At 75.3% G+C, this 22,361-nt stretch carries 4 protein-coding genes; all 4 read right to left on the reverse strand.

The window, feature by feature from the left end; all coding sequences use genetic code 11:
* Positions 1–50 precede the first annotated feature (50 nt).
* Positions 51–2,696: a type I polyketide synthase gene (locus ACIQ6R_RS23555; protein ID WP_404223165.1), complete on the reverse strand. Its 2,646-nt coding sequence runs from the start codon at positions 2,694–2,696 to the stop codon at positions 51–53.
* 23 nt (positions 2,697–2,719) lie between these two features.
* Positions 2,720–3,853 (reverse strand): OzmP, encoded by a 1,134-nt coding sequence (locus tag ACIQ6R_RS23560; protein ID WP_404171295.1) that lies wholly within the window; start codon positions 3,851–3,853, stop codon positions 2,720–2,722.
* A 65-nt stretch (positions 3,854–3,918) separates the two neighbouring features.
* Positions 3,919–7,392, reverse strand: a complete 3,474-nt coding sequence (locus ACIQ6R_RS23565; protein ID WP_404223166.1) for an amino acid adenylation domain-containing protein — start codon at positions 7,390–7,392, stop codon at positions 3,919–3,921.
* The gene (locus ACIQ6R_RS23570) at positions 7,389–22,355 is read right to left on the reverse strand and encodes an SDR family NAD(P)-dependent oxidoreductase (protein ID WP_404223167.1); all 14,967 of its coding nucleotides are present in this window, start codon (positions 22,353–22,355) and stop codon (positions 7,389–7,391) included. The genes ACIQ6R_RS23565 and ACIQ6R_RS23570 overlap by 4 nt, the downstream gene beginning before the upstream one ends.
* Positions 22,356–22,361: the final 6 nt, after the last annotated feature.

The raw sequence follows: 22,361 nt of genomic DNA on the forward strand, positions 1-22,361 counted from the left end.
CAGGTCTTCGGTCGGCCGCTGCGGGCCGGGGTGTCGCCGCCGGGAGGAGGTCAGGCCTGGCCGGTGTGGCGGGCGGCCGCGCGCTGGGCCCGCCGGGAGGTGCGCGGCGCCGGGGCGGTTCCGTCGCCGCCCGGGGCCGCGCCGGGGGCGAGGCCCATCAGCTCGGCGAGGTTGTCCACGAAGGACCGGATGGTGGGGAACTCGACGAAGGAGGCGGCCTGCACCTCGAAGCCCAGTTCCTCGCCGAGCTTGGCGACGACCTCGATGAGCACCAGGGAGTCCAGGCCCAGGTCGAAGAGGTTGGTGTCGGGCGCGGCGAGGTGCCGGCCGCCGAGGACCTTGCCGATCGACTCGGTGAGGTGGTCCCGGATCAGTTCGACGTTGTGTTCCGGGTCGGCCGGATCGAAGCGGGCGATCAGCCGGTCCCCGGCCGCTGCCGCCTCGGGCCTGGCACTGTGGTCACCGGGCTCCACCCAGTGCCGCCGTCGCTCGAAGCGGTGGGTGGGAAGGGGCACCCGACGGATGTCCCGGCCGGTGTGCACGGCCGCGAAGTCGAGGGGGGCGCCGAGCACCCACTGGTCGGCGGCGAGGGTGAGCAGGTGGCTGAGTCCCCCCGGTTCGCCGTCCGGTGGGGTGAGGCGGACCGCGTGCCGCCCGGTACCGTCGAGCAGCGCGCCCCAGGAAGCCGGCGCGTCGGCCGGGCCGGTCCAGACGGCGGGGTCCTGGCCCTCTTCCTCGGTCATCCAGCGGCCGGTGCGCGGCGATACGACGGGCAGCCGCGGCGGGACGACGCGGTGGGGCGCGGTGCCACGGGCCAGGGCGAGGGCGTCGGCGAGCGGGAGGGCCTCGGTGAGGGCGGCGGCCGTGGCGAGGCCGGTGCCGGCGGTGGCGAGGCCGGCCGGTGCGACGCCCCAGGCGGTGAGGGCGGTGACGAGGGCGTACTCGTGGCAGCAGGCGGCGACCGCGCCGTCCTCGGCGAGGAGGGCCCCGGCCTCGCCGGTGCGCCCGAGGGCCGCGGCGCAGGCGTCGGCGGCGTCCCGGTAGGCGGGCACCGCCCCGTACAGTTCGGCCGCGTCGGCAGGGTCGGCGCCGGTGCCGGTCAGGACGAGGACGGGGGCGCTCGGCTCGCGTCCGCTCACGCCGCGGCGGATGCGCTCGCCGTTGCCGAGGGCGAGTGCCATGGCGGCGGAGCGGGTGCTGTCCGCGACCAGGGCCAGCCGGTGGGTGTGGGCGCGGCGGCCGAGGCCGAGGGTCTGGGCGACGGCGGCCGGGTCCAGGCCGGGGTGGGCCCGCAGGTGGCGGGCCAGTGCGGTGGCGGCCTGTTCGAGGGCGTCCTCGGAACGGGCGGAGAGGACCAGCAGCTCCGGCCGGCTCTCCTGCGGGGCCTGACCGCGGGCCGGCCCCTCCTGGAGGATCACATGGGCGTTCGTACCGCCGATGCCGAAGGAGCTGACGCCGGCGCGCAGGGGGCCCGTGCCGCTCTTCCACTCGGTCTTCTCGGTGTTGACGAAGAACGGGCCGGCGGCGAAGTCGATGTCCGGGTTGGGCTCGGTGAAGTGCAGACTGGGCACCAGGGTGCGGTGTTCCAGCATCAGCGCGGTCTTGATCAGGCCCGCCATGCCGGCGGCCGTGTCCAGGTGCCCGATGTTGGTCTTCACCGAGCCGAGCGCGCAGTACCCGGACCGGTCGGTGCCTTCGCGGAAGGCCTTGGTGAGCGCGGCGACCTCGATGGGGTCGCCGAGCGGCGTGCCGGTGCCGTGTGCCTCGACGTAGCCGATGGTCTCCGGCTCGACGTCGGCGACTTCCTGGGCGTCGGCGACGACGGCGGCCTGCCCGGCGACGCTGGGCGCGGTGTAACCGGTCTTGGCGGAGCCGTCGTTGTTGATGGCGGAGCCCTTGACGACGGCGTGGATCCAGTCGCCGTCGGCGAGCGCCTCCTTCAGCCGCTTGAGGACGACCGCTCCGGCGCCGCTGCCGATCACGGTGCCGCGGGCCTCGGCGTCGAAGGCGCGGCAGTGGCCGTCGGGCGAGAAGATCATGCCTTCCTGGTACTGGTAGCCCTGGCCCGGCGGGTTGAGGTGGACCGCGCCCACCAGGGCCATGTCGCACTCGCCGCCGATCAGCGCGAGGCAGGCGGTGTGCAGCGCGACCAGCGAGGTGGAGCAGGCGGTGTTGACGTTGACGCTGGGGCCGGTCAGGTTGAGCTTGTACGACACCCGGGTGGCGAGGAAGTCCTTGTCGTTGGCGAGCATCAGCCGGTAGTGGTCCACGGAGGACGCGGCCCGGTAGCGCTCGCCCAGGTTGTGCAGCAGGTAGGTGTTCATGCCGGCGCCGGCGTAGACGCCGATCTGGGCGTCGGTGCGCTCGGGGTCGTATCCGGCCCGCTCCAGGGCCTCCAGTGAGCACTCCAGGAAGACCCGGTGCTGCGGGTCGAGGATCTCGGCCTCGTCCTGGGTGAATCGGAACAGCCCGGAGTCGAACAGGTCGGTGCCGGGGATGGTCTGGGCGGCCTTCACATAGCGCGGGTCGGCCAGCCGGGCGGCGGGGACGCCGGCGGCGAGGAGTTCCTCGTCGGTGTACCGGGTCAGTGTCTCGCGGCCCTGGCTGAGGACGTCCCAGAAGCGGTCGACGGAGTCGGCGCCCGGGAAGCGGCAGGCCATGCCGATGATGGCGACGTCGGAGTCGGAAAGCGTCATGGTGCTGGTTCTCCTGCTCGGTGTCAGCTCAGCCGGATGCCGAGGTCGGCGGCGACGGACCGCATGTCGAGGAAGCTGCGGGCGACGAAGCGTGCGGCGTCCTCGGAGGCGTCCATGCGCTGGAAGAGATCGACGAGGCTGCGCTCGTGCTCGTCGCGGTCGCCCTCGCCCGCCGCGATCTCCTTGACGACCTTGCCGAGCCGGTCCTCCACGTCGGCGAGGTCGAGTGAGCGCGGGAACTTGATGCTGAAGGTGTTGCGGTCGTAGGAGGCGTTGCGCTTGACGGAGCGCACGTGGCTGGCCGCGTTGAGCTTGTAGAACATGCAGTCGAAGTTCGAGTACGAGTAGTAGTTCAGCAGCGGGAAGAGCGTGCAGTGGGTCTCCATCGGCGACGACTGGTAGAGGCCCTTGGCGCGCAGTTCCTCGACGATGCGGTCGGGGTCGTACTCGTGCCGCATGGCGATGAACGGAAAGACGATCTTCGGCAGGTTCTCGTCGTCGTCGAAGAGCAGCTCCTCCAGCTGCCCGCCGAAGAGCGTGTCGACGAGGCGCTCACCGAACGTCTTGTAGAAGTCCCGCACGACCTCCCGGACGTTGGACTCCATGGTGAGGATCTGCTGCGGGTCGGCGCAGAGCGCGATGTACGGGATCCTCTGCCGGTACGCCATGAGGATCGCGCGCAGCACGAAGAAGGTGCGGCAGGAGACGCAGGGCAGCTTCTCGTCGAGGTACTTGCCGGGCTTCTTCGGCGCGGGACGGTTGAACACCTCGCGCATCATCAGCTTGATGTTGTCGTCGTCGGCGTCGAGGACGAACGTCGCCGGGATCTTCTCCCGGGCCAGCGCGATGTTCTGGGCGGCGTGCTCGCTCTCGAAGGGCACGTCGAAGGTGAAGGCCAGCACCCGCTTGCCGTACTCGTTGACGAACTTGTCCAACATGTACGTGCTGTCCTTGCCGCCGCTGTACATGAAAAGGCAGTCGTACTCGCCGGCGCCGGGCGGCGCCTGCTGGAACTCGGTGAACACCTCGCTGGTGTACCGGTAGTTGACGAGCAGGTCCTCGGCGAAGTCCAGGTTGCACAGGTTGCACACCCCCTGGTCGTCGAGAACCACTCCCGGATGACCGGCTTTGAGCGAGCAGACCTGGCAGCTGGACACGGAACCCCCTGGTGATACGGACGGATCGGATGGTGCGGTGGGCGTGGCGGCGTCGGGCCGGCCGGTCATGGGCGCCGCCCCCTGCGATCGCGGCGACGGGCGAGCGCCGCCGTGTCCCGGGAGCGCCGGGGCCGGGACACGGCGGGCTCGGCGGGACGGCCGGCGTCGGCGGCACGGGCCGCATGGACGGCCATGGCCCGTACGGTCGGATGGCCGAACATGTCGATGCGGGTGACCTGGAGGCCGAGCCTCTCGCGCAGGGTCGCCACCACCGACGTCAGGCGCAGCGAATCGCCGCCGACGTCGAAGAAGTTGTCCTCGGCACCGACCCACTCCAGGCCGAGCGCCTCGCACCAGACCTGGGCGATGCGCCGCTCCAGGTCGGTGCGGACGTCGGCCGCGCCGCCGGCGACGCGGCCGACGTCGGGCTTGGGCAGGGCCTTGCGGTCGACCTTGCCGTTCGGGGTGAGCGGCAGCCGGGGCAGGGCGACGAGGGCGGAGGGGACCATGTAGGCGGGCAGTCGCTCGCCGAGGGCGGCGCGCAGTCCGGCGGCGTCGAGCGGGCCTGCCGGGCCGACCAGGTAGCCGGCCAGGCGGCGTTCCCCGGGCCGGTCCTCGCGGACGACGGCGACGGCGGCGGTGACGCCGGGCAGCCGGCGCAGGGCGGACTCCACCTCGCCGAGTTCGATCCGGTAGCCGTTGAGCTTGATCTGGCCGTCGATCCGCTCCAGGTACTCCAGGCGGCCGTCGGGCAGGTGGCGTACCAGGTCGCCGGTGCGGTAGGCGCGGCCGGTGCCGCCGGGGGCGGTGACGAAGCGTTCGGCGGTCAGCTCGGGCCGGCCGAGGTAGCCGTCGGCGACACCGTCGCCGGACAGGTACAGCTCGCCGGGGATGCCGGGCGGGACCGGGACGCCGCGCTCGTCGAGGACGTGGCAGCGGGTGTTGCCGATGGGCCGGCCGATGGTGGCCGCCGCGCCGGGCGGCACCCGGTCCACGGTGGACCAGATGGTGGTCTCGGTCGGGCCGTACATGTTGAACAACGCGCCGACCCGGGGGGCGAGTTGTCCGGCCAGCTCGGGAGGGAGCGGTTCGCCGCCGCACAGCGCCCGCAGTGCCGGATCACCCGTCCAGCCGGCGGCGAGCAGCATCTGCCAGGTGGTCGGGGTGGCCTGGAGGACGGTGGGCGCGGAGCGTTCCACGCGCTCGCGCAGGGCGACGCCGTCGGCGGCCACCGCGGCCGGGAGGACCTCCACGGTGCCGCCCCGCACCAGCGGCAGGTACAGCTCCAGACCGGCGATGTCGAAGCACACGGTGGTCAGCGCGAGCAGCGAGTCCCGGGAGTCGAAGCCGGGCCTGCGGGCCATGGTCCACAGGAAGTTGACCAGCGCCCGGTGGCCGACCTGGACGCCCTTGGGCAGGCCGGTGGAGCCGGAGGTGTAGATCACGTAGGCGGGCGCGTCCGGGTCGGAGCGGTCGAGCGGGGCCGCCGGCGGCCCGGCGGTGGGCGCGCCGGCGACCGGTACCGGGGTCACCGGGAACTCCGCCAGGGTGCCGCCCAGCGTCTCGTCGGTCACGACCAGGCGGGCGCCGGAGTCCTGGAGCATGTGGCCGATCCGGGCGGGTGGGTAGATCGGGTCGATCGGCACGTAGGCGGCGCCGGTGCGCAGGACGGCGAGCAGGCTGACCAGCAGTTCGGGCGAGCGCTCCAGGTAGACGCCGACGAGCGTGCCGGGGCCCGCGCCGAGGCCGGCCAGGTGCCGGGCCAGCCGGTCGGCGGCCTCGTCGAGTTCGCCGTAGCCGAGGGCACGGTCCTGGAAGCGGACGGCGGTGGCGTCCGGTGCGGCGCAGGCGATGTCGGTGACCAGCCGGGTCACGGTCGCCTCGCGCGGATACTCCTCGTCGGTGTCGTTCCACCGGCCGAGCAGCGGTTCCCGCTCCTCGGGTGCGAGCAGGTCGGCGGTGCCGAGCGGGCTGCGGGGGTCGGCGGCGAGGGCGTCGAGGAAGGCGGCGAAGTGTCCGGCGAGCCACCGCTCGTGGTCCGCGGTCAGCCCGGCGCCCGCGTGGAAGCCGACGGCTCCGTCGGCGTCGATGCGGACGGTCAGCGGCCGGCCACCCGGTTCGGCCGCGCCACCGGGCAGTACGACGGCGACGGGCAGCCCGGTGCGGGCGGCGCCGGTCAGGTCCGGGTGGCGAAGGGGCAGGTCACGCCGGTACGGCGGGCGGTCCCGGAGTCCGTCGAGCGCGGTGCCGATCACTTCGGTGAGGTCGGAAAGGGTCAGGTCGAGCAGACCTTCCGGAACGTGCAGGGGCACGTCGGGCGCGAGGATGCCGGAGGCGGCCGGGGAGGCCGCTCGCGGGACGGACACGGCGACGTGCCGCTCGTCGCCACGGGTGAGCCGGGCGAGGAAGGCCAAGGCGGCGGCGAGGGCCGGCCGCTCGGGCCCTGTCCCCCGCTCACGCAGGGCCTCGGGCAGCACGACCGGGCCCGCCGGGCGGGCCACCGGGTACAGCGGGCCGAACCTCGGCGGAAGGACGGGCCGCAGCGACCGCAGGGTACGCAGCCACCGGCCCTCCCGGCGGTGGGCGGCGCGGGCGGCCTCCGCGAGTTCGGCGACCGCCGCGTCGGACGGCCGCGGGAAGCGGCCGTCGAGTTCCCCGGCCAGGGCGACGGGGTCGAGCCGTTCCCCGGCCAGGGTGGCGAGGTCGGTGAGGCGGACGTCCTTGTCGCCGGTGGCCACGGTGAGGGCGTCGGGCCCGGCGCCGACGACGGTGCCGGGTGCGGCGGTGGAGGGCCGGTCGGTGACCTCCACGGCGCGGACCGCCAGCAGGTCGTCGCCGTGGACGAGCAGCGCCGTGCCGAAGTCGTTGCGGCGGCGCCCGAACGCGGTGGCCCGCACCAGCGCGTCCAGGTCGGCGGCGGGCCGGCGCCAGTCGAACACACCGCCTCGGGGCAGGCCGTCGTACCGGCCGTGGTAGGTACGCAGGCTCAGGTCCTGCGGCGTGCGGATGACCGTGCCGGCGGCCAGTTCGTCGACGAGTTCGGCGAAGGACTCGACGCCCGCCTCGAAGCAGGCGACGTCGAGGTCGTGCACGGTGGCCGCCGGGTCGACGGGCACCGTGCGCTGCTTGAGCACGTCGCCGGCGTCGGCCTCCAGGTGCATCACGTGCCAGGTGACGCCGTGCTGCTTGTCGCCGTCGAGGATGGCCCAGCTGGTGGCGAACAGACCCGCGTGCCTGGGCAGCGGACCGTCGTGGAAGTTGACCGGCAACCGGGTGGGCAGGGCGAGCACCTCCTCCGGGAGCATCCGGAGGTTGGCGATGCTGAACAGGTAGTCGAAGCGCAGCGGGGCCAACCGCTCGGCGAGGTCCGCGCCGAACGGTACGGCGGGCAGTCCCTCCTCCTCGGCCCAGTCGAGCAGCTCGGTGGAAGGGGACACCACGGCGGCCACCGTGTGTCCGCGGGCCACGAGCAGCCTGGTGCACTCGACGAGGAGGGTCTCCTCACCGATCACGACACAGCTGAACGGCTCGGCGGTCATCGTCGGCCTCCTTCGGACTCCCCGCGGTGGGGGAGCAGTTCGGCCAGCAGCTCGTCGACGGCTGCGTCGGACAGGCCCGCGACCAGGCGCTCGGCGTCGCCGGCCGGGGCGGGTGCGGGCCCTGCGGGGGTGGTGGGCTGAGGGGCGGTTGGCTGGGGGGAGGTGGGCCGGGGGGTGACGGTGGTGGTGTCAGGGGTGCCGGGGGCCTCCGGGCTGTGCGCCCGGGGGCCGAAGTGCCCGGCCAGCTGACGGATGGTGATCCGCTCGAACAGCAGGGTCGCCGGCTGAGGGCCGTAGACGGCTTCCAGGGCGCGGGTCAGCTCCAGGACCACCAGCGAGTCCACGCCGTAGTTCTCGAAGGTGAGGTCGGGGTCGAGCCGGTCGGGGGTCATCTCCAGGACGCGGGCGAAGACGTCCGTCACCTGGCGCAGGGTGTCGTCCTGAGAGGCCGGGGTGGCCGGGGTGGCCGGAGAGGCCGGGGAGGCGAGGGCGTCCGGGGCCGCGGGGGAAGCGGACGCGAGGGCCGGTTCCGGGGTCCGCGCCGGCTCGCGCTCGGCCGCCGGAGCCTGCCCGGGGCCGGGCACCACGCCGTCGCTGACGGCGGCGAGGACGCTCTGGAAGGCCGGCCCGGCCTCCGTCGTCGGGGCGGCCGCGCTGATGTCGGTGAAGCCGCACGCGGCCAGCGCGTCCCGCCACTGGCGCTCGCTCGCCAGCGGGGAGCGGGGCATGCGCTGCTCCGGGTCCGAGAACAGCCACCAGCCGGTGGTCAGGCCGAAGACGAGCGCCAGTTGGTGGCGCGCCCGGGTGCCCTCCACCAGCAGCAGGGCACCGCCCCGCCGCAGCAGCCGCTTGGCCTCGGTCAGCGTGTCGGACAGCCGCCGGGTGGCGTGCAGGACGTTGGTGGCGAGCACCATGTCGTGGACGCCGGGCGTCAGGCCCTGCCCGGCCGCGTCGGCCTCGATGTCCAGCGTCTCGAAGCGGGCGAAGGGGTACCGCCCGCCGAAGCGGTTCCCGGCCTTGCGGACGAAGGCCGGGGAGACGTCGGTGAAGACGTACTCGACGCCGTCGCCGTAGGGGGCGAGGGCGGCGAGCACGGCCGCCGTGGTGCCGCCCGTGCCGGCGCCGATCTCCAGGATCCGCACCGGCGCGGTGGGGTCGGCCGCCCGGCGTTCCTCGACCTGCTCGACGACGAGCCGCGCCACCTCCGCGTTGCAGCGGTCGGTGACCGGGTCGCCCCGGTAGACGGCGGCCACCCGCTCGGCGGAGCCTTCGGGGAAGAGGACCTCCATGGCGGGACGGCGGCCGGTGAGCACGTCGGGCAGCGCGGTCAGACAGTCACCGAGGAGCGTGACGACCGGCGCGAGGGACGGCTGGCGTTCCGCCAACCGGGCGAAGGACGAGCCGAGTTCACCTTCAGGTGTGATCCCGCGGCCCGTCGGACGCAGGCGGCCCCCGTCCGTGACGGTCAGCCAGTCCGCCTCGGCCAGCATGTCCAGCTGCGCCTGGAACAGCGCGGCGTGCTCGGGCACCACGCCCAGGCGGGCGGCGAGTTCCTCCCGGGAGGCCTCACCCGCGCCGAACAGTCCCGCCCGGTCGAGCACCGACGCCAGCAGGCGCAGCGCCAGCTCCTCCGCCTCGGCCACCGCACGCTGGTGCGCGACCAGTTCGCGGTCCTCCCCGGGCGCGCCGGGGAAGCGGACCTCGGGCAGCGGGCCCGGCGCGCCGCCCGGCAGCACGCGCAGGGTGCGGTCGGGGTCGATGCCGAGGTTGTCCAGGATGGGCCGGTCGGCGTCCAGGGCGAACACCTGGGGCAGTCCGGCCGCCAGGGTCCGCTCGACGACGGCCATGCCCCGCTCGGCACTCAGCGGCCGGATGCCGGCGGCGCCGAAGCGGCGCAGCACCCGCTCCCGCTCCGGGTCGCCGCCCGCGTGCCAGTAGCCGAGGTTGAGGATCCGCACCGGGAAGGGCAGGGTGCGGGCGGCGTGCAGGGCGAAGGCGTCGGCGAAGGTGCAGCCGGCGGCGTAGCCGGCCTGGCCGTGGTTGCCTTCGAAGGCCACGCCGGACGAGTAGAGGAGCGCGAAGTCCAGCGGCACCTCGCGCACCGCCCGCAGCAGGCTCCAGGTCGCGTCGGCCTTGGACTCCAGTGCGGTCCGCAGCCCGTCCTCCGGCAGCTCCCTCAGGACCTGGTTGACCAGCACCATCGCGGCGTTGATCACCCCGTGCAGGGCGCCGAACTCCCGCACGGCGAGATCGACGGCCTCCCTCAGCTCGCCCGGGTCGGTGGCGTCGAGGGCCAGGTAGCGGACCTCGGCGCCCGCCTTCTCCAGCTCCGCGACGGTCTGCCGCCGGGTCTCGTCGAGCGGGGAGCGGCCGACCACGACCAGCTTCGCTCCGTAGGCGCGGGCCAGGTGCCGGCAGGTGTCCCGGCCGACGGCGCCGAGCCCGCCGACTACCAGGTAGACGCCGCCCGGGCGGAACCGGGGTGCGGCGGCGGGCAGTTCGACCCGCTCCAGGGCGCGCACCCGGCGGACGCCCGCGCGCAGCGACACCGGCACCGGCCGGGCCGGGAACGGCTCGGCGACGATCCCGCCGACCGCCTGGGCGGCCTCCGCCGCGCGTACGTCGACGAGCGCCACGCGCAGCGCGGGGAACTCCTTGGCCGCGACGGCGGCCAGGCCGGCGGTCCCGGCGGCCCACGGGGAGGAGTCGTCGCCCGCCTCCAGCGGGTGGACGCCGGTGGTGACGACCTTCAGGCGCGTCTCACGCTCCAGCAGGCCGTGCCGGTCCAGCGCCCGCACCAGGCGGTACAGGGCGACCGGGCCCCGGTCGGTCAGGGCGCGCAGCTCGGCGCGGCCGGCGGGCTCGCGGCCGGGGGCCGCGGCGAGGAAGTAGACCAGGTCCGGTGCGCCGGGCCCGGCCAGGGCGCGGTCGAGTTCGGAGTCCGAGAGGCCGTCGGGGCCGACCGGGAGCCGTCGTACATCGGCGCCGTGGTGGGCGCGGGCGATGCCGGCGGCGGGCTCGGCGTCCAGCCGCTCCCCGACCAGCAGCACGCCGCGGGCGGCCCCGTCCTGCTCGTCGGCGGGTCGGGCGGTCCACACCGGCCGGTGCACGACCACCGCGGACGGCTTGGCCTCGCGGTAGGTCAGGCCCTCGAACCGGACCCGTACCGCTCCGGCGTCGTCGCAGAGCAGCACCTCGCAGCGGTCGGTTCCGGTCTCCCGGACGTAGGACCAGCCGGTCGTGGGGACGGCACCGAACACCTCGACGCGGTCGGCCGCGAACGGAAGCATGGGCGGGGCGTGTTCGCCCCGGCGGCGGACCAGCAGGGCGGCGACGGTGTGCAGGGCGGCGTCCAGGACGCCCGGGTGCAGGACGTGCGCCGGGTCGTCACCGGCGGGCTCACCGATCCGGCCGAGCACCTCGTCCCGACCGGTCCACACCTGCCGGACGCGGCGGAAGAACGGCCCGTACGGCAGTCCCTGCCCGGCCAGCGCACGGTAGAAGGAGGCCTCGCCCGGGCCTTCGTCCAGGCGGGCGCGCAGCGCGGTGACGTCGAGGCCGGCGGGCGCGGGCGGGGCGGCGGCGAGGCGGCCGTAGGAGCGTACGGCGTCGTCGGCGCCGCGGATCTCGTACCGGTCGCCGTCGAAGGTCACCGCCACCGTCTCCTCGGGCCCGCTCGGGGCCAGCGGGACGACCCAGCGGACGTCCGCGCAGGCCCGCCCGGCCAGTCCCCCGCTCGCCTCGGCGACCAGGCCGAGGTGGCCGACCCCGGGCAGGACGGGCCGCCCGTCGACCACGTGGTCGCGCAGCACCGGCTCGTCGGCGGCGAGCCGGCGCTCCCACCGGCGCGGGCCCTGCGCGGGGGCGGGGGCGGGCGTGGTGTCGAGCCAGTGCCGTACCCGCTCGAAGGGGTACGTCGGCAGGGGCACCCGGCGGCGCTCGGCGGGACGCATGCGGTGCAGCAGGTCCCAGTCGACGCTGACGCCCGAGACCCACAGCCGGCCGAGGAGGTCGTCGGCGCCGGCCGCGATCTGGTGGGCGAGGAAGTCCTCGCCGCCGACGCCGTCGGTCAGCAGCCCGGCCAGCGGCGGGTGCTGCTCCACCCGGCCCCGGTGCAGCCACTGCCCGCCCTCGCCCCGGCCGACGGCGGCGAGCCTGTCGGCCGCGTCCGCGAGGTCGGCGGCGACGAAGGCCAGCCGTACGGCGAGGGGTTCGCGGCCCACGCGCAGGGTGTGGGCGACGTCGGTCAGCCTCGGGGCACCCGGCTGGGCGAGGGTGCGGCCCAGGTCCGCCGCGCGGGCGCGCAGCCGGTCCTCGTCCCGGGCGGACAGGACGATCAGCTCCGCCCGCTCGGGCTCGGCCGGGGCCGGCTCGGGGGCCAGGTACTCCTCCACGACGACGTGGGCGTTGGTGCCGCCCGCCCCGAACGAGCTGACGGCGGCGCGGCGCGGCAGCGGACGGCCGTCACCGTCGTACGCGCGCGGCCACGGAGCCGTCTCCCGCTGCACGGTGAACGGCGAGTTCCCGAAGTCGATGACCGGGTTGAGTTCCTCGGCGTGCAGCGTGGGCAGCAGTGTGCCGTGGCGCAGTTGCAGGACGGCCTTGGTGAGCCCGGCGATCCCGGCAGCGCCCTCCAGGTGGCCGATCGCGGACTTCACCGAGCCGAGCGCGCAGAACCCCGTGTCGCCGGTGTGGCGGGCGAAGGCCTGGGCCAGCGCGGTGTGCTCGATCGGGTCGCCCAGTGCGGTGCCGGTGCCGTGTGCCTCGACGCAGCCGATGGTGCGGGCGTCGATGCCCGCACCGGCCAGCGCCTGTTCCACCAGCGCCTGCTGGGCCTGCGGGTTGGGCACGGTGTAGCCGCTGGTGCGGCCTCCGTGGTTGACCGCGTCCGCTCGGATCACGGCGTGCACGGTGTCGCCGTCGCGGACCGCGTCCGACAGCCGCTTGAGCACCACCGCGCCGACGCCCTCGCCGGGCACGTACCCGGTGCCGTCCGCGCCGAAGGCCCGGCAGCGGCCGTCGGCGGACAGCATGGTCTTGTGGCTGAGGTGCACGTACTTGTCGGGGTGCACGGCGACGTTGACACCGCCGGCGATGGCGTACCCGCACTCGCCCCGGCGGATGCTCTCGCAGGCCTGGTGCACGGCGACCAGGGACGCGGAGCAGGCGGTGTCGATCACCATGCTCGGGCCGCGGAAGTCGCCGAAGTAGGAGACCTGGTTGGCGATGGCGGAACGGTTGGCCAGCACGACCTGGTGGTTGCCGCGGGCCGACTCGGCGGCGGCGAGGATCGCGTAGTCGTCCCACATGACGCCGACGAACACGCCGACGTCGTGTCCCTGGCCGCCGTGTTGGGGCGCCGGGATCCGGGACGGCGGGTAGCCGGCGTCCTCCAGCGCCGACCAGGCCGTCTCCAGGAAGAGCCGCTCCTGCGGGTCCATCGTGCGGGCCTGCTTGGGCGCGATCTGGAAGAACAGCGAGTCGAAGGAGTCCACGTCCGACAGGAAGCCGCCCCAGCGGCTGTAACTGCGGCCCGGTGCGGCCGGGTCCGCGTCGTACAGGGCGTCGGCGTCCCAGCGGTCCGCGGGGACCTCGGTGACGCAGTCGCGGCCCTCGGCGAGGTTGCGCCAGAACTCCTCCAGGGTGTCCGCCTGGGGGTAGCGGCCGCTGATGCCGATGATGGCGATCGGCTCGTCGGCGTCCGGGCGGGCGGGCGGGGTGTGCGGTCCGGGGGCGGGCGGGGTGTGCGGTCCGGGGGCGGGAGCCGGAGCAGGCGCGGGGTCTTGCCTCAGTGGCCTTGTCCCCGGCCGCGACGGCTCGGTCTCCTCGGGGAACAGCCGGGTGACGGCCTCGGCCTGCTCGGTAAGGAGGTGGCCGGCCAGCTCGTCGACGGTCCGGAACTCGAAGAACACGGTGCCGCGCAGACCCGGGAAGTCCTTGCCCAGCAGTGAGTTGGACTCCATGACCAGCACCGAGTCCAGGCCGTAGTCGTCCAGCGGGACCCGGCTGTCGAGGCGCCCGGCGGGCAACTTGAGCACGCCCGCGAGGACCTCCCGCAGGTGCTCCACCAACCGGGTCCGCAACCGTCCGGCGCGGGCGGCCGCGCCGGGCGCCGGCTCGGCGGGCCGGGACGGGGCGGACGCACCCGTCAGGGCGGCGTCGACGGCCGCCGGGTCGCCCCAGGCGGGGACGAGCCACGAGGCTCCGGCGGCGAAGGAGCGGGCGAGGAGGTCGAGTCCTGCTTCCGCGGTGAGCGCCCGCATCCCGCTGCGGCGGGTGTACGCGGCCAGTTCCTCCTCGCGGACCAGCCCGTCGACCCCGCCGACCGCCCAGAGCGGCCAGGCCAGGGACAGGCTGCGGCCGTGCCCCTCGCCCCGGCGCACCCGGCGGTCGCGGAGCACCGTGTAGAGGTCGGCGAAGCGGTTGGCGGTGGCGTAGCCGGCCGCTCCGAAGTCCCCGATGAGCGAGGAGACGGAGGAGAAGACCACGAAAAGGTCGAGAGGATCCTCGCGGGTCAGCCGGTCCAGGTGGACCAGGCCGTGTGTCTTGGCGCCGAGCAGCCGGGCGAAACGCTCCCGGTCGCCGTCGGCGCGGCCCTCGTCGGCGACGCCCGCCAGGTGGAACACGCCGTGCGGCGTGCCGAACCGGTCCCGGGCGGCGGCCAGCGCCGTGCCGAGTTCGTCGGGCCGGGCCACGTCGGCGCGCAGTGCGAGCACCTCGCCACCGAGGCCGGTCAGCGTGCGGTGCCAGGCACGGGTCCGCTCGTCGGGCTCGGAGCGGCCGATCAGCACGAGCTTGGCCGCGTGGGTGCGGGCGAGGTGCTCGGCGAGGACACGGCCGATGGCGCCGGCACCGCCGGTCACCACGTACACGCCCCCGTCCCGCAGGGGCGGGCCGGACGCGGTGGCCGGGCCGGTGAGCGGGCGCAGGGCCCGCACCTGCCGCTCGCCGGAGGCCGTACGGCGGGCCTCCAGGCCGGCGGCGCGGGGTGCGGCGCGCAGTTCCACCGCCACGGCCCGGGCGACCTCGGCGGTCGGGGCCGCGGTGTCGACTCCGAGGGTGAGCAGTTCCAGGCGCGGCGCCACCGGCCCCGTGGAGCGGGCGAACCCGGCCAGGGCGGCCCACTCGGGCCGGTCCTCGCCGGCGTTCTGCGGGTGCAGCACCAGGCAGCGCACCCGCCCGGGCAGCGCGCCGGTGCGGGCCGCGTCGAGCACGTCCAGGACGGGGGCGCAGGCGCGGTCGAGCAGGTCGGCGGGCGAGCCGTCGTCCGCGTCGCCGAGGACGACGACCAGGTCGAGCCCGTCCTGGTCGGCGAGGGCGGCGAGCCGGCCGGTGTCCTCGCCGATGGCGACGACACGGCGCCACGCGCCGGTCGCGGCCAGCTCGGACTCCAGCTCCGGGTGGCGGCCGAGCAGGACGAGGGTCCCGGCGGCGTCCGTCGGCTCGGGGTCGGCGGCGGGGCGCCAGTACGGCTCGTAGAGACGGGGTTCGCCGGCGGCGGACTCGGGCGCGGCCTGCGGAGCGGGCGCACTCTGCGTGCGGTCGGCGAGCGCCGCCTGGGTGGTGGGCGCGGCCTGTCCGCCGGGCACAGCCTGCGTGGGGCCGGTGAATGCCGCCTGGGTGGTGGGCGCGGCCTGCGTACGGTCGGTGAGCGCCGCCAGCGCGGGCGCGGCCTGTCCGGCGAGCGACGCCTGCCCGTCGGCGGCCGGGCTCGCGAGGGGCGTCTGTCCGCCGGGCAGGCGGCCCGCGAAGTCGCGTACGGAGGCGAGCACGTGGCCCTGGTCGTCGTACACGGTCAGGTCGAAGCGGCGCACGCCCGCCGACTCGCCGGCCAGCCGGGCGTGCGCGTAGCAGACCTCGGGCAGCGGGGCGAAGGAGTCCAGCGCGCCGAGGCTGAAGGGGACGGCGAGTTCACCGGGGCGCGGCGCGGTGGTCCGGCCGGTCCAGTGGCAGGCCCGCAGGGCGCCGTCGAGGAGTGCCGGGGGCAGCTGGGTATGCGGAGCGGCACCGTTCCGGGCCAGCCGGACCAGCGCCTCGCCGGCCCCGGCCCGGATCTCGTCGATGACGTGGAAGGAGGGGCCGTACGCGAACCCGGCGGCCGCGTACTCGGTGTACGCGGTGGGCCCGTCGCGCACGACGGACAGACGGGCGCGCAGCGCGGCGAGGTCCTCGGCGGCATCGGGGGCGGTGGGGGCCGGGACGGCGCCGCCGCGGGCGTGGGTGGTGCGGTCGGCACCGGCCCCGCTGTACACCTCGAAGGCCAGCCCGGCACCGTCCGGACGGAAGGAGACGTACAACTCGAGCTGCTCGTCGACGAGTTCGACGGCGCGTCCCCACACCACCTCCCGCAGGGCATGCCGGGTGCCGGGCTCGGCGAGCGCGGCGGCGGCACGGACGAACTCCAGCGTCGCCGCGCCCGCGAGCAGCGGCCGGCCCTCGATCACGTGGTCGCGCAGCAGCGGGTCGCGTGCGCGCAGCGTCTTGCGGAAGCGGACCTCGGTGACGGTGGACTCGTTGGCGTCGACCAGCGGGTGCGGTGCGGCCGTGCCCAGGTCGGGGTCGAGCGGGATCCAGTACCGCTCCTCGGCGAACGGGTACCGCGGGGCGCGCACCCGGCGCGGGGCGGGCCCGGGCCGGCCGGCGTGCCAGGCCGCCCAGTCCACGTCGGCGCCGCCCAGCCAGCGGACGGCCCGCTCGGTCAGCGGGCCCGCGTCGGCGAGGTCGGGGGCCGGGCCGCCGTCGGCGAACCGGCGCAGGGCGGCGACGAGTTCGGCGCCGTCGGTGACCGCCACCGCGAGCCGGGCGTCGAGGGGTTCGCGGCCCGTCTGAGTGGTGAAGCACAGGTCGGCGAGCGGCACGCGCTCGGTGCGGACGAAGTGGGCGGCCGACTCGGCGTAGGCGCGCAGCCGCTCCTCGTCGCGGGCGGAAAGAAGGAACAGCACGGGTCCGCCGGTGCGCTGCTCGCCCGCCGGTACGTCGGTGACCGGGTCGGGGTTCGGGGACTCCTCCAGGACGAGGTGCGCGTTGGCGCCGCCCGCGCCGAAGGAGCTGAGGCCGGCCCGGCGCGGCCGGTCCCCGTCGGGCCAGGCGGACAGCTCGCGCTGGACGTGGAACGGGGAGCGCCCGAAGTCGATGTTCGGGTTCGGTTCGGCCGAGTGCAGCGAGGGCACCAGGGTGCGGTGCCGGAACTGCAGCAGCACCTTGGTGAGTCCCGCGATGCCGGCCGCGGACTCCAGGTGTCCGATGTTGGACTTGACCGAGCCGATCGGCCAGGTGCCGTGCGCGGCGCCGGCGGACCGGTAGGCGTGGGTGAGGCCGGTCAGTTCGATCGGGTCGCCCAGGGCGGTGCCGGTGCCGTGCGCCTCGACGTAGCCGATGTCCTCCGGGGTGACGCCGGCCCGTTCCAGCGCGGTGGTGATCGCGTGCTGCTGGGCGCGCGGGTTGGGCACGCTGTACCCGTTGGTCCGGGCGCCGTGGTTGACGGCGCTGCCCAGGACCAGGCCGTGGATGCGGTCCCCGTCGGCCAGCGCCTTGCGGTAGGGCTTGAGCAGGACGGCGCCGACGCCTTCGCCGGGCACATAGCCGTCGCCGCCCGCGCCGAAGGCCCGGCAGCGTCCGTCGGAGGACAGGAAGCGGCCCTGGCTGAGGAAGGCGAACTTGTACGGGTGGACGGAGACGTTGACGCCCCCGGCGATGGCCAGTTCGCTCTCGCCCCGGCGCAGGCTCTCGCAGGCCAGGTGGATCGCGGTGAGCGAGGAGGAGCACATGGTGTCCAGCGCCATGCTCGGTCCGGACAGGTCCAGGGCGTGGCTGACCCGGTTGGCGATGGTGGCGAAGGACGAGCCGGTGAGCGGCCGTCCGCCGCGCAGGGCGTCCAGGGCACCGTGGAACTGGTACTCGCCGTACATCACGCCGACGTACACGCCGACGGGCCGGCCGGCCAGGTCGGAGCGGCGGTAGCCGGCGTCCTCCAGGACGTGCCAGGCGTTCTGCAGGAACAGGCGCTCCTGGGGGTCCATCAGTTCGGCCTGGCGCGGGGAGATGCCGAAGAAGAGCGGGTCGAAGCGGTCGACGTCGCGCAGAAATCCGCCCCACCGGGTGTGGGCGAGGCCGGGCGCGGCCGGGTCCGGGTCGTACCAGCGGCCGCTGTCCCAGCGCTCCGCGGGGATCTCGGTGATGGCGTCGCGGCCCTCGGTCAGGGCGGTCCAGAGCTCGTCCGGGTCGTCGGCGGCCGGGTAGCGGCCGGCCAGGCCGATGACGGCGATGGCGTCGGTGTCGTCCTCGGCGGGTCCGGCGGGTTCGACGGCGCCTGGCCGTGCGGTACGGCGCGGGGCGCGCGGCGGGCGCGCGGCGGCGCCCTCGGCCGCTGACGTGACGTCCGCCGGCGTGACGGATGCGGGCGTGACGGGTGCGGGCGTGACGGATGCGGGCGTGACGGATGCGGGCGTGACGGATGCGGGCGTGACGGATGCGGGCGTGACGGATGCGGGCGTGACGGATGCGGCCTCCGGTGTGCCGCCGGTCAGCTCGGCCGCGTGGTGCTCGGCGAAGTAGTCGGCGAGTTCGCCCGGGGTGGCGTACTCGAAGAACAGGGTCTTGGACAGGGCGTCGAAGTGCCGGTCCAGCTCGCGGTTGAGCTTGGCGATCATCAGCGAGTCGATGCCGAGCCGGTCGAAGGGGGCGTCCTCGGCCAGTTCGGCCGGGTCCAGGCCGGTCTCGGCTGCGATCAGTTCGCGCAGCAGCCGCAGGGCCTCGTCGCGCGGACCGGTGCCGTCGGCGGGCGCGGGGGCCGAGGCGGTGCGGGCCGCCCGGGCGACGGGTGCGCTGAGCGCGGTGGTGATGGCACGGAGGTCACCGTAGGCCGCGACGAGCGCGCCGGGGGTGCCGAGGGCCTGCTCGAACAGGGCGAGGCCGGCTTCCGTCGGCAGCACGCCGAAACCGGTGCGGGCGGCGATGTCCGCGGCGGCGTCGGCGCTCTGGCGCATCCCGCCCTCGGCCCACATCGGCCAGGCGATCGCGGTGATCCGGCCGTGCCGTTCGGCGTAGGCCTCCAGGTAGGCGTTGGCGTACGCGTAGTCGGTCTGGCCGGGGTTGCCGATGTGGGCGGCGATGGAGGAGAAGGCGACGAAGAAGTCCAGCGGGTCGTCGGCGGTGGCCGCGTCCAGGGCGCGCAGTCCGGCCGTCTTGGGGGCGAGGACGGCGGCGAAGTCCTCGGCGGACTTGGTCAGGGCGAAGCCGTCGCGCAGCACGCCGGCGGCGTGGACGACACCGGTGAGCGGTCCGAACTCCTCGCGGACGGAGTCGAGTCGGGCGGTCAGGGCGTCGGGGTCGGACACGTCGACGCTGCGGTAGACCAGGCGCTCGTCCAGGTCGGCGGGCCGTTCGCCGCGGCCCAGCAGGACCACGCGGGCGTCGGCGCGGGAGAGCAGCCGGCCGGCGACGGCGCGGCCCAGTCCGCCGGCGCCGCCCGTCACGACGTACACGCCGCCGTCGCGGACGGTCGCCGGGGCGGCGGCTTCCTGGACCGGTTCGGCCCGCGGGACGCGTCGGTCGCGTGCGGTGTGGGTGACCTCCGGGTCGCGGCCGTGGCCGGCCAGTTCCCCGGCGAGCGCGTCCGCCTCGGCCGTGTCCTCGGCGAGGCCGACGACCTGCGCTTCGAGGAGGGGGTTCTCCGCGCGGACGGTGCGGGCGAAGGCGGCGAGTGCGGCGCGTTCGGGGCGTGGGCCGTCGGTGTCATGGCGGTGCAGCAGCAGGAGGCGCACGGGTGTGGTGGGGCGGGCGGCGAGGAGCGTGCGGACGACGTGGAGCGCCTGTTCGGGGGTCGGTTCGTCGACGAGGACGACGTCGGGCGCGGTGGCCGGGTCGAGGTCGCGGCCGACCGTGCCGATGCCCAGGGCGGTGAGGTGGGCGGCGAGCTGCTCGCCGCGCGCCGGGTCGGCGGTGACGACGGCGGCCGTGTCGCCGAGGGGTGCTCCGGTGGGCTCGGCGGGCGCGGCGGTCCAGCGGCGGGCCAACAGGGCCGACTCGCGGGGCTTGCCGAGGACGCGCACGGCGAGGTCGTGCAGGCGGGCCAGGACCTGGCCGTGGGTGTCCACGACGGTGAGGTCGGCGTGCGCGGTCCGCTCCCCCAGGCGGCCGGCCACGACGTGGACGTGGCAGGGCCCGGTGACGGGGGCGTGCACGGTGAGTTCGCCCAGGGCCAGCGGCAGGAAGCCGTCGGCCCGCTCGCCGTACGCGCGGGCCAGCAGCACGACCAGGGCGTGCAGGGCGCCGTCCAGGAGGGCGGGGTTGAGCAGCACGCCGTCCAGCGAGGCGTCGTCGGGCAGTGCGAGGGTGCCGAGGGCCTCCCCGTCGCCGAGGCGGACCTCGGTGAGGGCGCGCATGCGGGGGCCGTAGTCCAGGCCGTGGGCGCGCAGGAGGTCGTAGCAGTCGGTGTGGGTGACCGACTCGGCGCAGCGGGCGGCGACGGCCGCCGGGTCGGCCGGCGCCGGGCGCTCGGCGGTTCCGGGGTGGATCTCACCGGCCGCGACCACCCGCTCGTCGGCGGTGAGTTCGAACCCGACCGTGTCGCGCTCGCGCCACAGCTGGACCAGTGCGGTGCGCGGCCCGGTGGCGTAGGAGAGCAGCTGCTCGAAGGAGACTCCGCGCAGCCGGACCGGTCCGCCGAGGGAGAGTTCGCCGGCCGCGCGGGCCAGTTCCAGTTGTCCGGCGGCGGGCAGGACGGGCTCGGTGCCGACGCGGTGGTCGGCAAGGTAGAACTCGGTGCCGGTGCGGGAGCTGCGGTAGGCGAGAGTGTCCAGGGTGGACACGTTCTCGTCCAGCATGGGGTGCGGGCCGGGGCCGGTGACCAGCGCGGCGGGTGCGCTGGTGTCCGGGCCGGTCAGCCAGCAGCGACGGCCCTCGAAGGGGTACGTCGGAAGCGGGACGCGGCCGCGCTCCTCGCCCTCGAACCAGGCGGCCCAGTCGATGTCGGCGCCGGCCTGCCAGGCGCGGGCCACGCCGTCCCAGGGGCCGTCGGTGACGCCGAGGGCGACACCGCGGACCTCGTCGTGGGCGCCGCGCACGGGGATGCGCGCGCGGGCGGCGGGCGGTACCGGGCCGTCGCCGGTCAGCGCCTCCCGAAGCCGCATTGCCCCGGTCACGCAGGCAGCGGCCCGGGCCGCGAGCCCGTCGCCGTGCACCGCGACCGGGGTGAGGCCCCAGTCGAGCCAGAGCCTGCCGAGCGCGTACTGCACGGCGAACGCCCGTCCCCGCTCGCCGAGCCGGTCGGCGCCCGCGGCGAGTGCGGCCTCGTGGTGCCGGGCGAAGGCGGGCTCGGCGGCGGCCCACCGGTCGGCCAGGTCCGCCGCGTCCGGGACGTCGTCGACGAAGACGAGGGAGACCTCACCGGTCGCGGGCCGATCGGGGGCCGGGGCCTCGCGCAGCGCCCGGGCGAGGGCGGCGCGGTCGGTGCCGGTGACGGCGAGCCGGTACTCGTGGGCGCGGCGGCCGACGGCCAGCGTGTAGGCGATGTCGGCGAGTGCGGCCGGGTCGTCACCTTCGAGGTGGGCGGCCAGGTTGCGGGCTGCCGTGGCCAGCGCGGTCGTGGTACGGGCGGACACCACCAGCAGGTGCCGCGCGCGGTGTGCGTCGCCGGCGACGGGGGCGGGCGGGGCCTCCTGGAGGACCGCGTGGGCGTTGGTGCCGCCGATACCGAAGGAGCTGACGCCGGCGCGCAGCGGACCGTCCCCCGTCCAGGGGGTGGTCTCGGTGCTCACCTTGAAGGGGCCGGCGGCGAAGTCGATGGCCGGGTTGGGGGTGGTGTGGTTGACGGTCGGTACCAGCGTCCGGTGCTTCATCATCAGCACCGTCTTGAGGACGCCCGCGACACCGGCGGCGGCGTCCAGGTGGCCGATGTTGGACTTCACGGAGCCGATGGCGCAGAACCCGGTGTCGGCGGTGGCCTCCCGGAACGCCCGGGTCAGCGCCGAGACCTCGACCGGGTCGCCGAGGCGGGTGGCGGTGCCGTGTGCCTCGACGTAGCCGATGGTGCGGGGGTCGACGCCGGAGACGGTGTGCGCCTCGCGGACGACGGCGGTCTGGCCGGCGGCGCCGGGCGCGGCGAAGCTCACCTTGCCGGAGCCGTCGTTGTTGGTGGCCGTGCCCTTGATGACGGCGTGGATGGTGTCCCGGTCCGCGATCGCGTCCCGCAGGAGCTTGAGGACCAGGACACCGACGCCGTTGCCGAGGACGGTGCCGCTGGCGTCCGCGTCGAAGGTGCGCACGTGCCCGTCCCGGGACAGGATCGCGCCCTCTTCGTACAGGTACCCCTTGGCCTGCGGCAGTTTCACGGTGACGCCGCCGGCCAGCGCCATGTCGCACTCGCCGTTGACCAGGCCCTGGCAGGCCAGGTGGAGGGCGACGAGGGAGGTGGAGCAGGCGGTCTGGACGGCGTAGCTCGGGCCTTTGAGGTCGAGTTTGTACGACAGCCGGGTGGCCAGGAAGTCCTTGTCGTTGCCGACCATCACCGCGAAGTGCCGGGAGGTGGCGGTCTGGTCGACGTGGGGCAGGACCTGCTGCTGGAGGTAGGTGTTGATGGCCGCGCCGGCGTAGACGCTGATCAGTCCGTCGTAGCGGGCGGGGTCGTAGCCGGCGTGCTCCAGGGCGGTGTGGCCGGCCGTGAGCAGGATGCGGTGCTGCGGGTCGGTGATCGCGGCCTCGGCCGGGGTGAACTCGAAGTACCCGGTGTCGAACAGGTCGACGTCGGGGATGATCCCGTGGGCGGGGACGTAGTCCGGGTCGTCCAGCAGCCGGGTGGGCACCCCCGCCGCCGCCAGTTCCTCGCGGCTGAAGCGGGTGATGCCCTCGCGGCCTTCGCTCAGCAGGCGCCAGAAGGAGTCCAGGTCGTCGGCGCCGGGGAGGCGCCCGGCCATGCCGATGATGGCGACGTCCGTATCGGCGACCACCGGAACCGGGTTGTTCACTGACCC

This window comes from Streptomyces sp. NPDC096048 (assembly GCF_044763415.1).
Lineage (GTDB): Bacteria > Actinomycetota > Actinomycetes > Streptomycetales > Streptomycetaceae > Streptomyces.

Excerpts from the sequence above, each read along its gene's own strand:
- ACIQ6R_RS23565 (WP_404223166.1), bottom strand. The coding sequence starts at position 7,392 with ATGACCGCCGAGCCGTTCAGCTGTGTCGTGATCGGTGAGGAGACCCTC.
- ACIQ6R_RS23555 (WP_404223165.1), bottom strand. The coding sequence starts at position 2,696 with ATGACGCTTTCCGACTCCGACGTCGCCATCATCGGCATGGCCTGCCGC.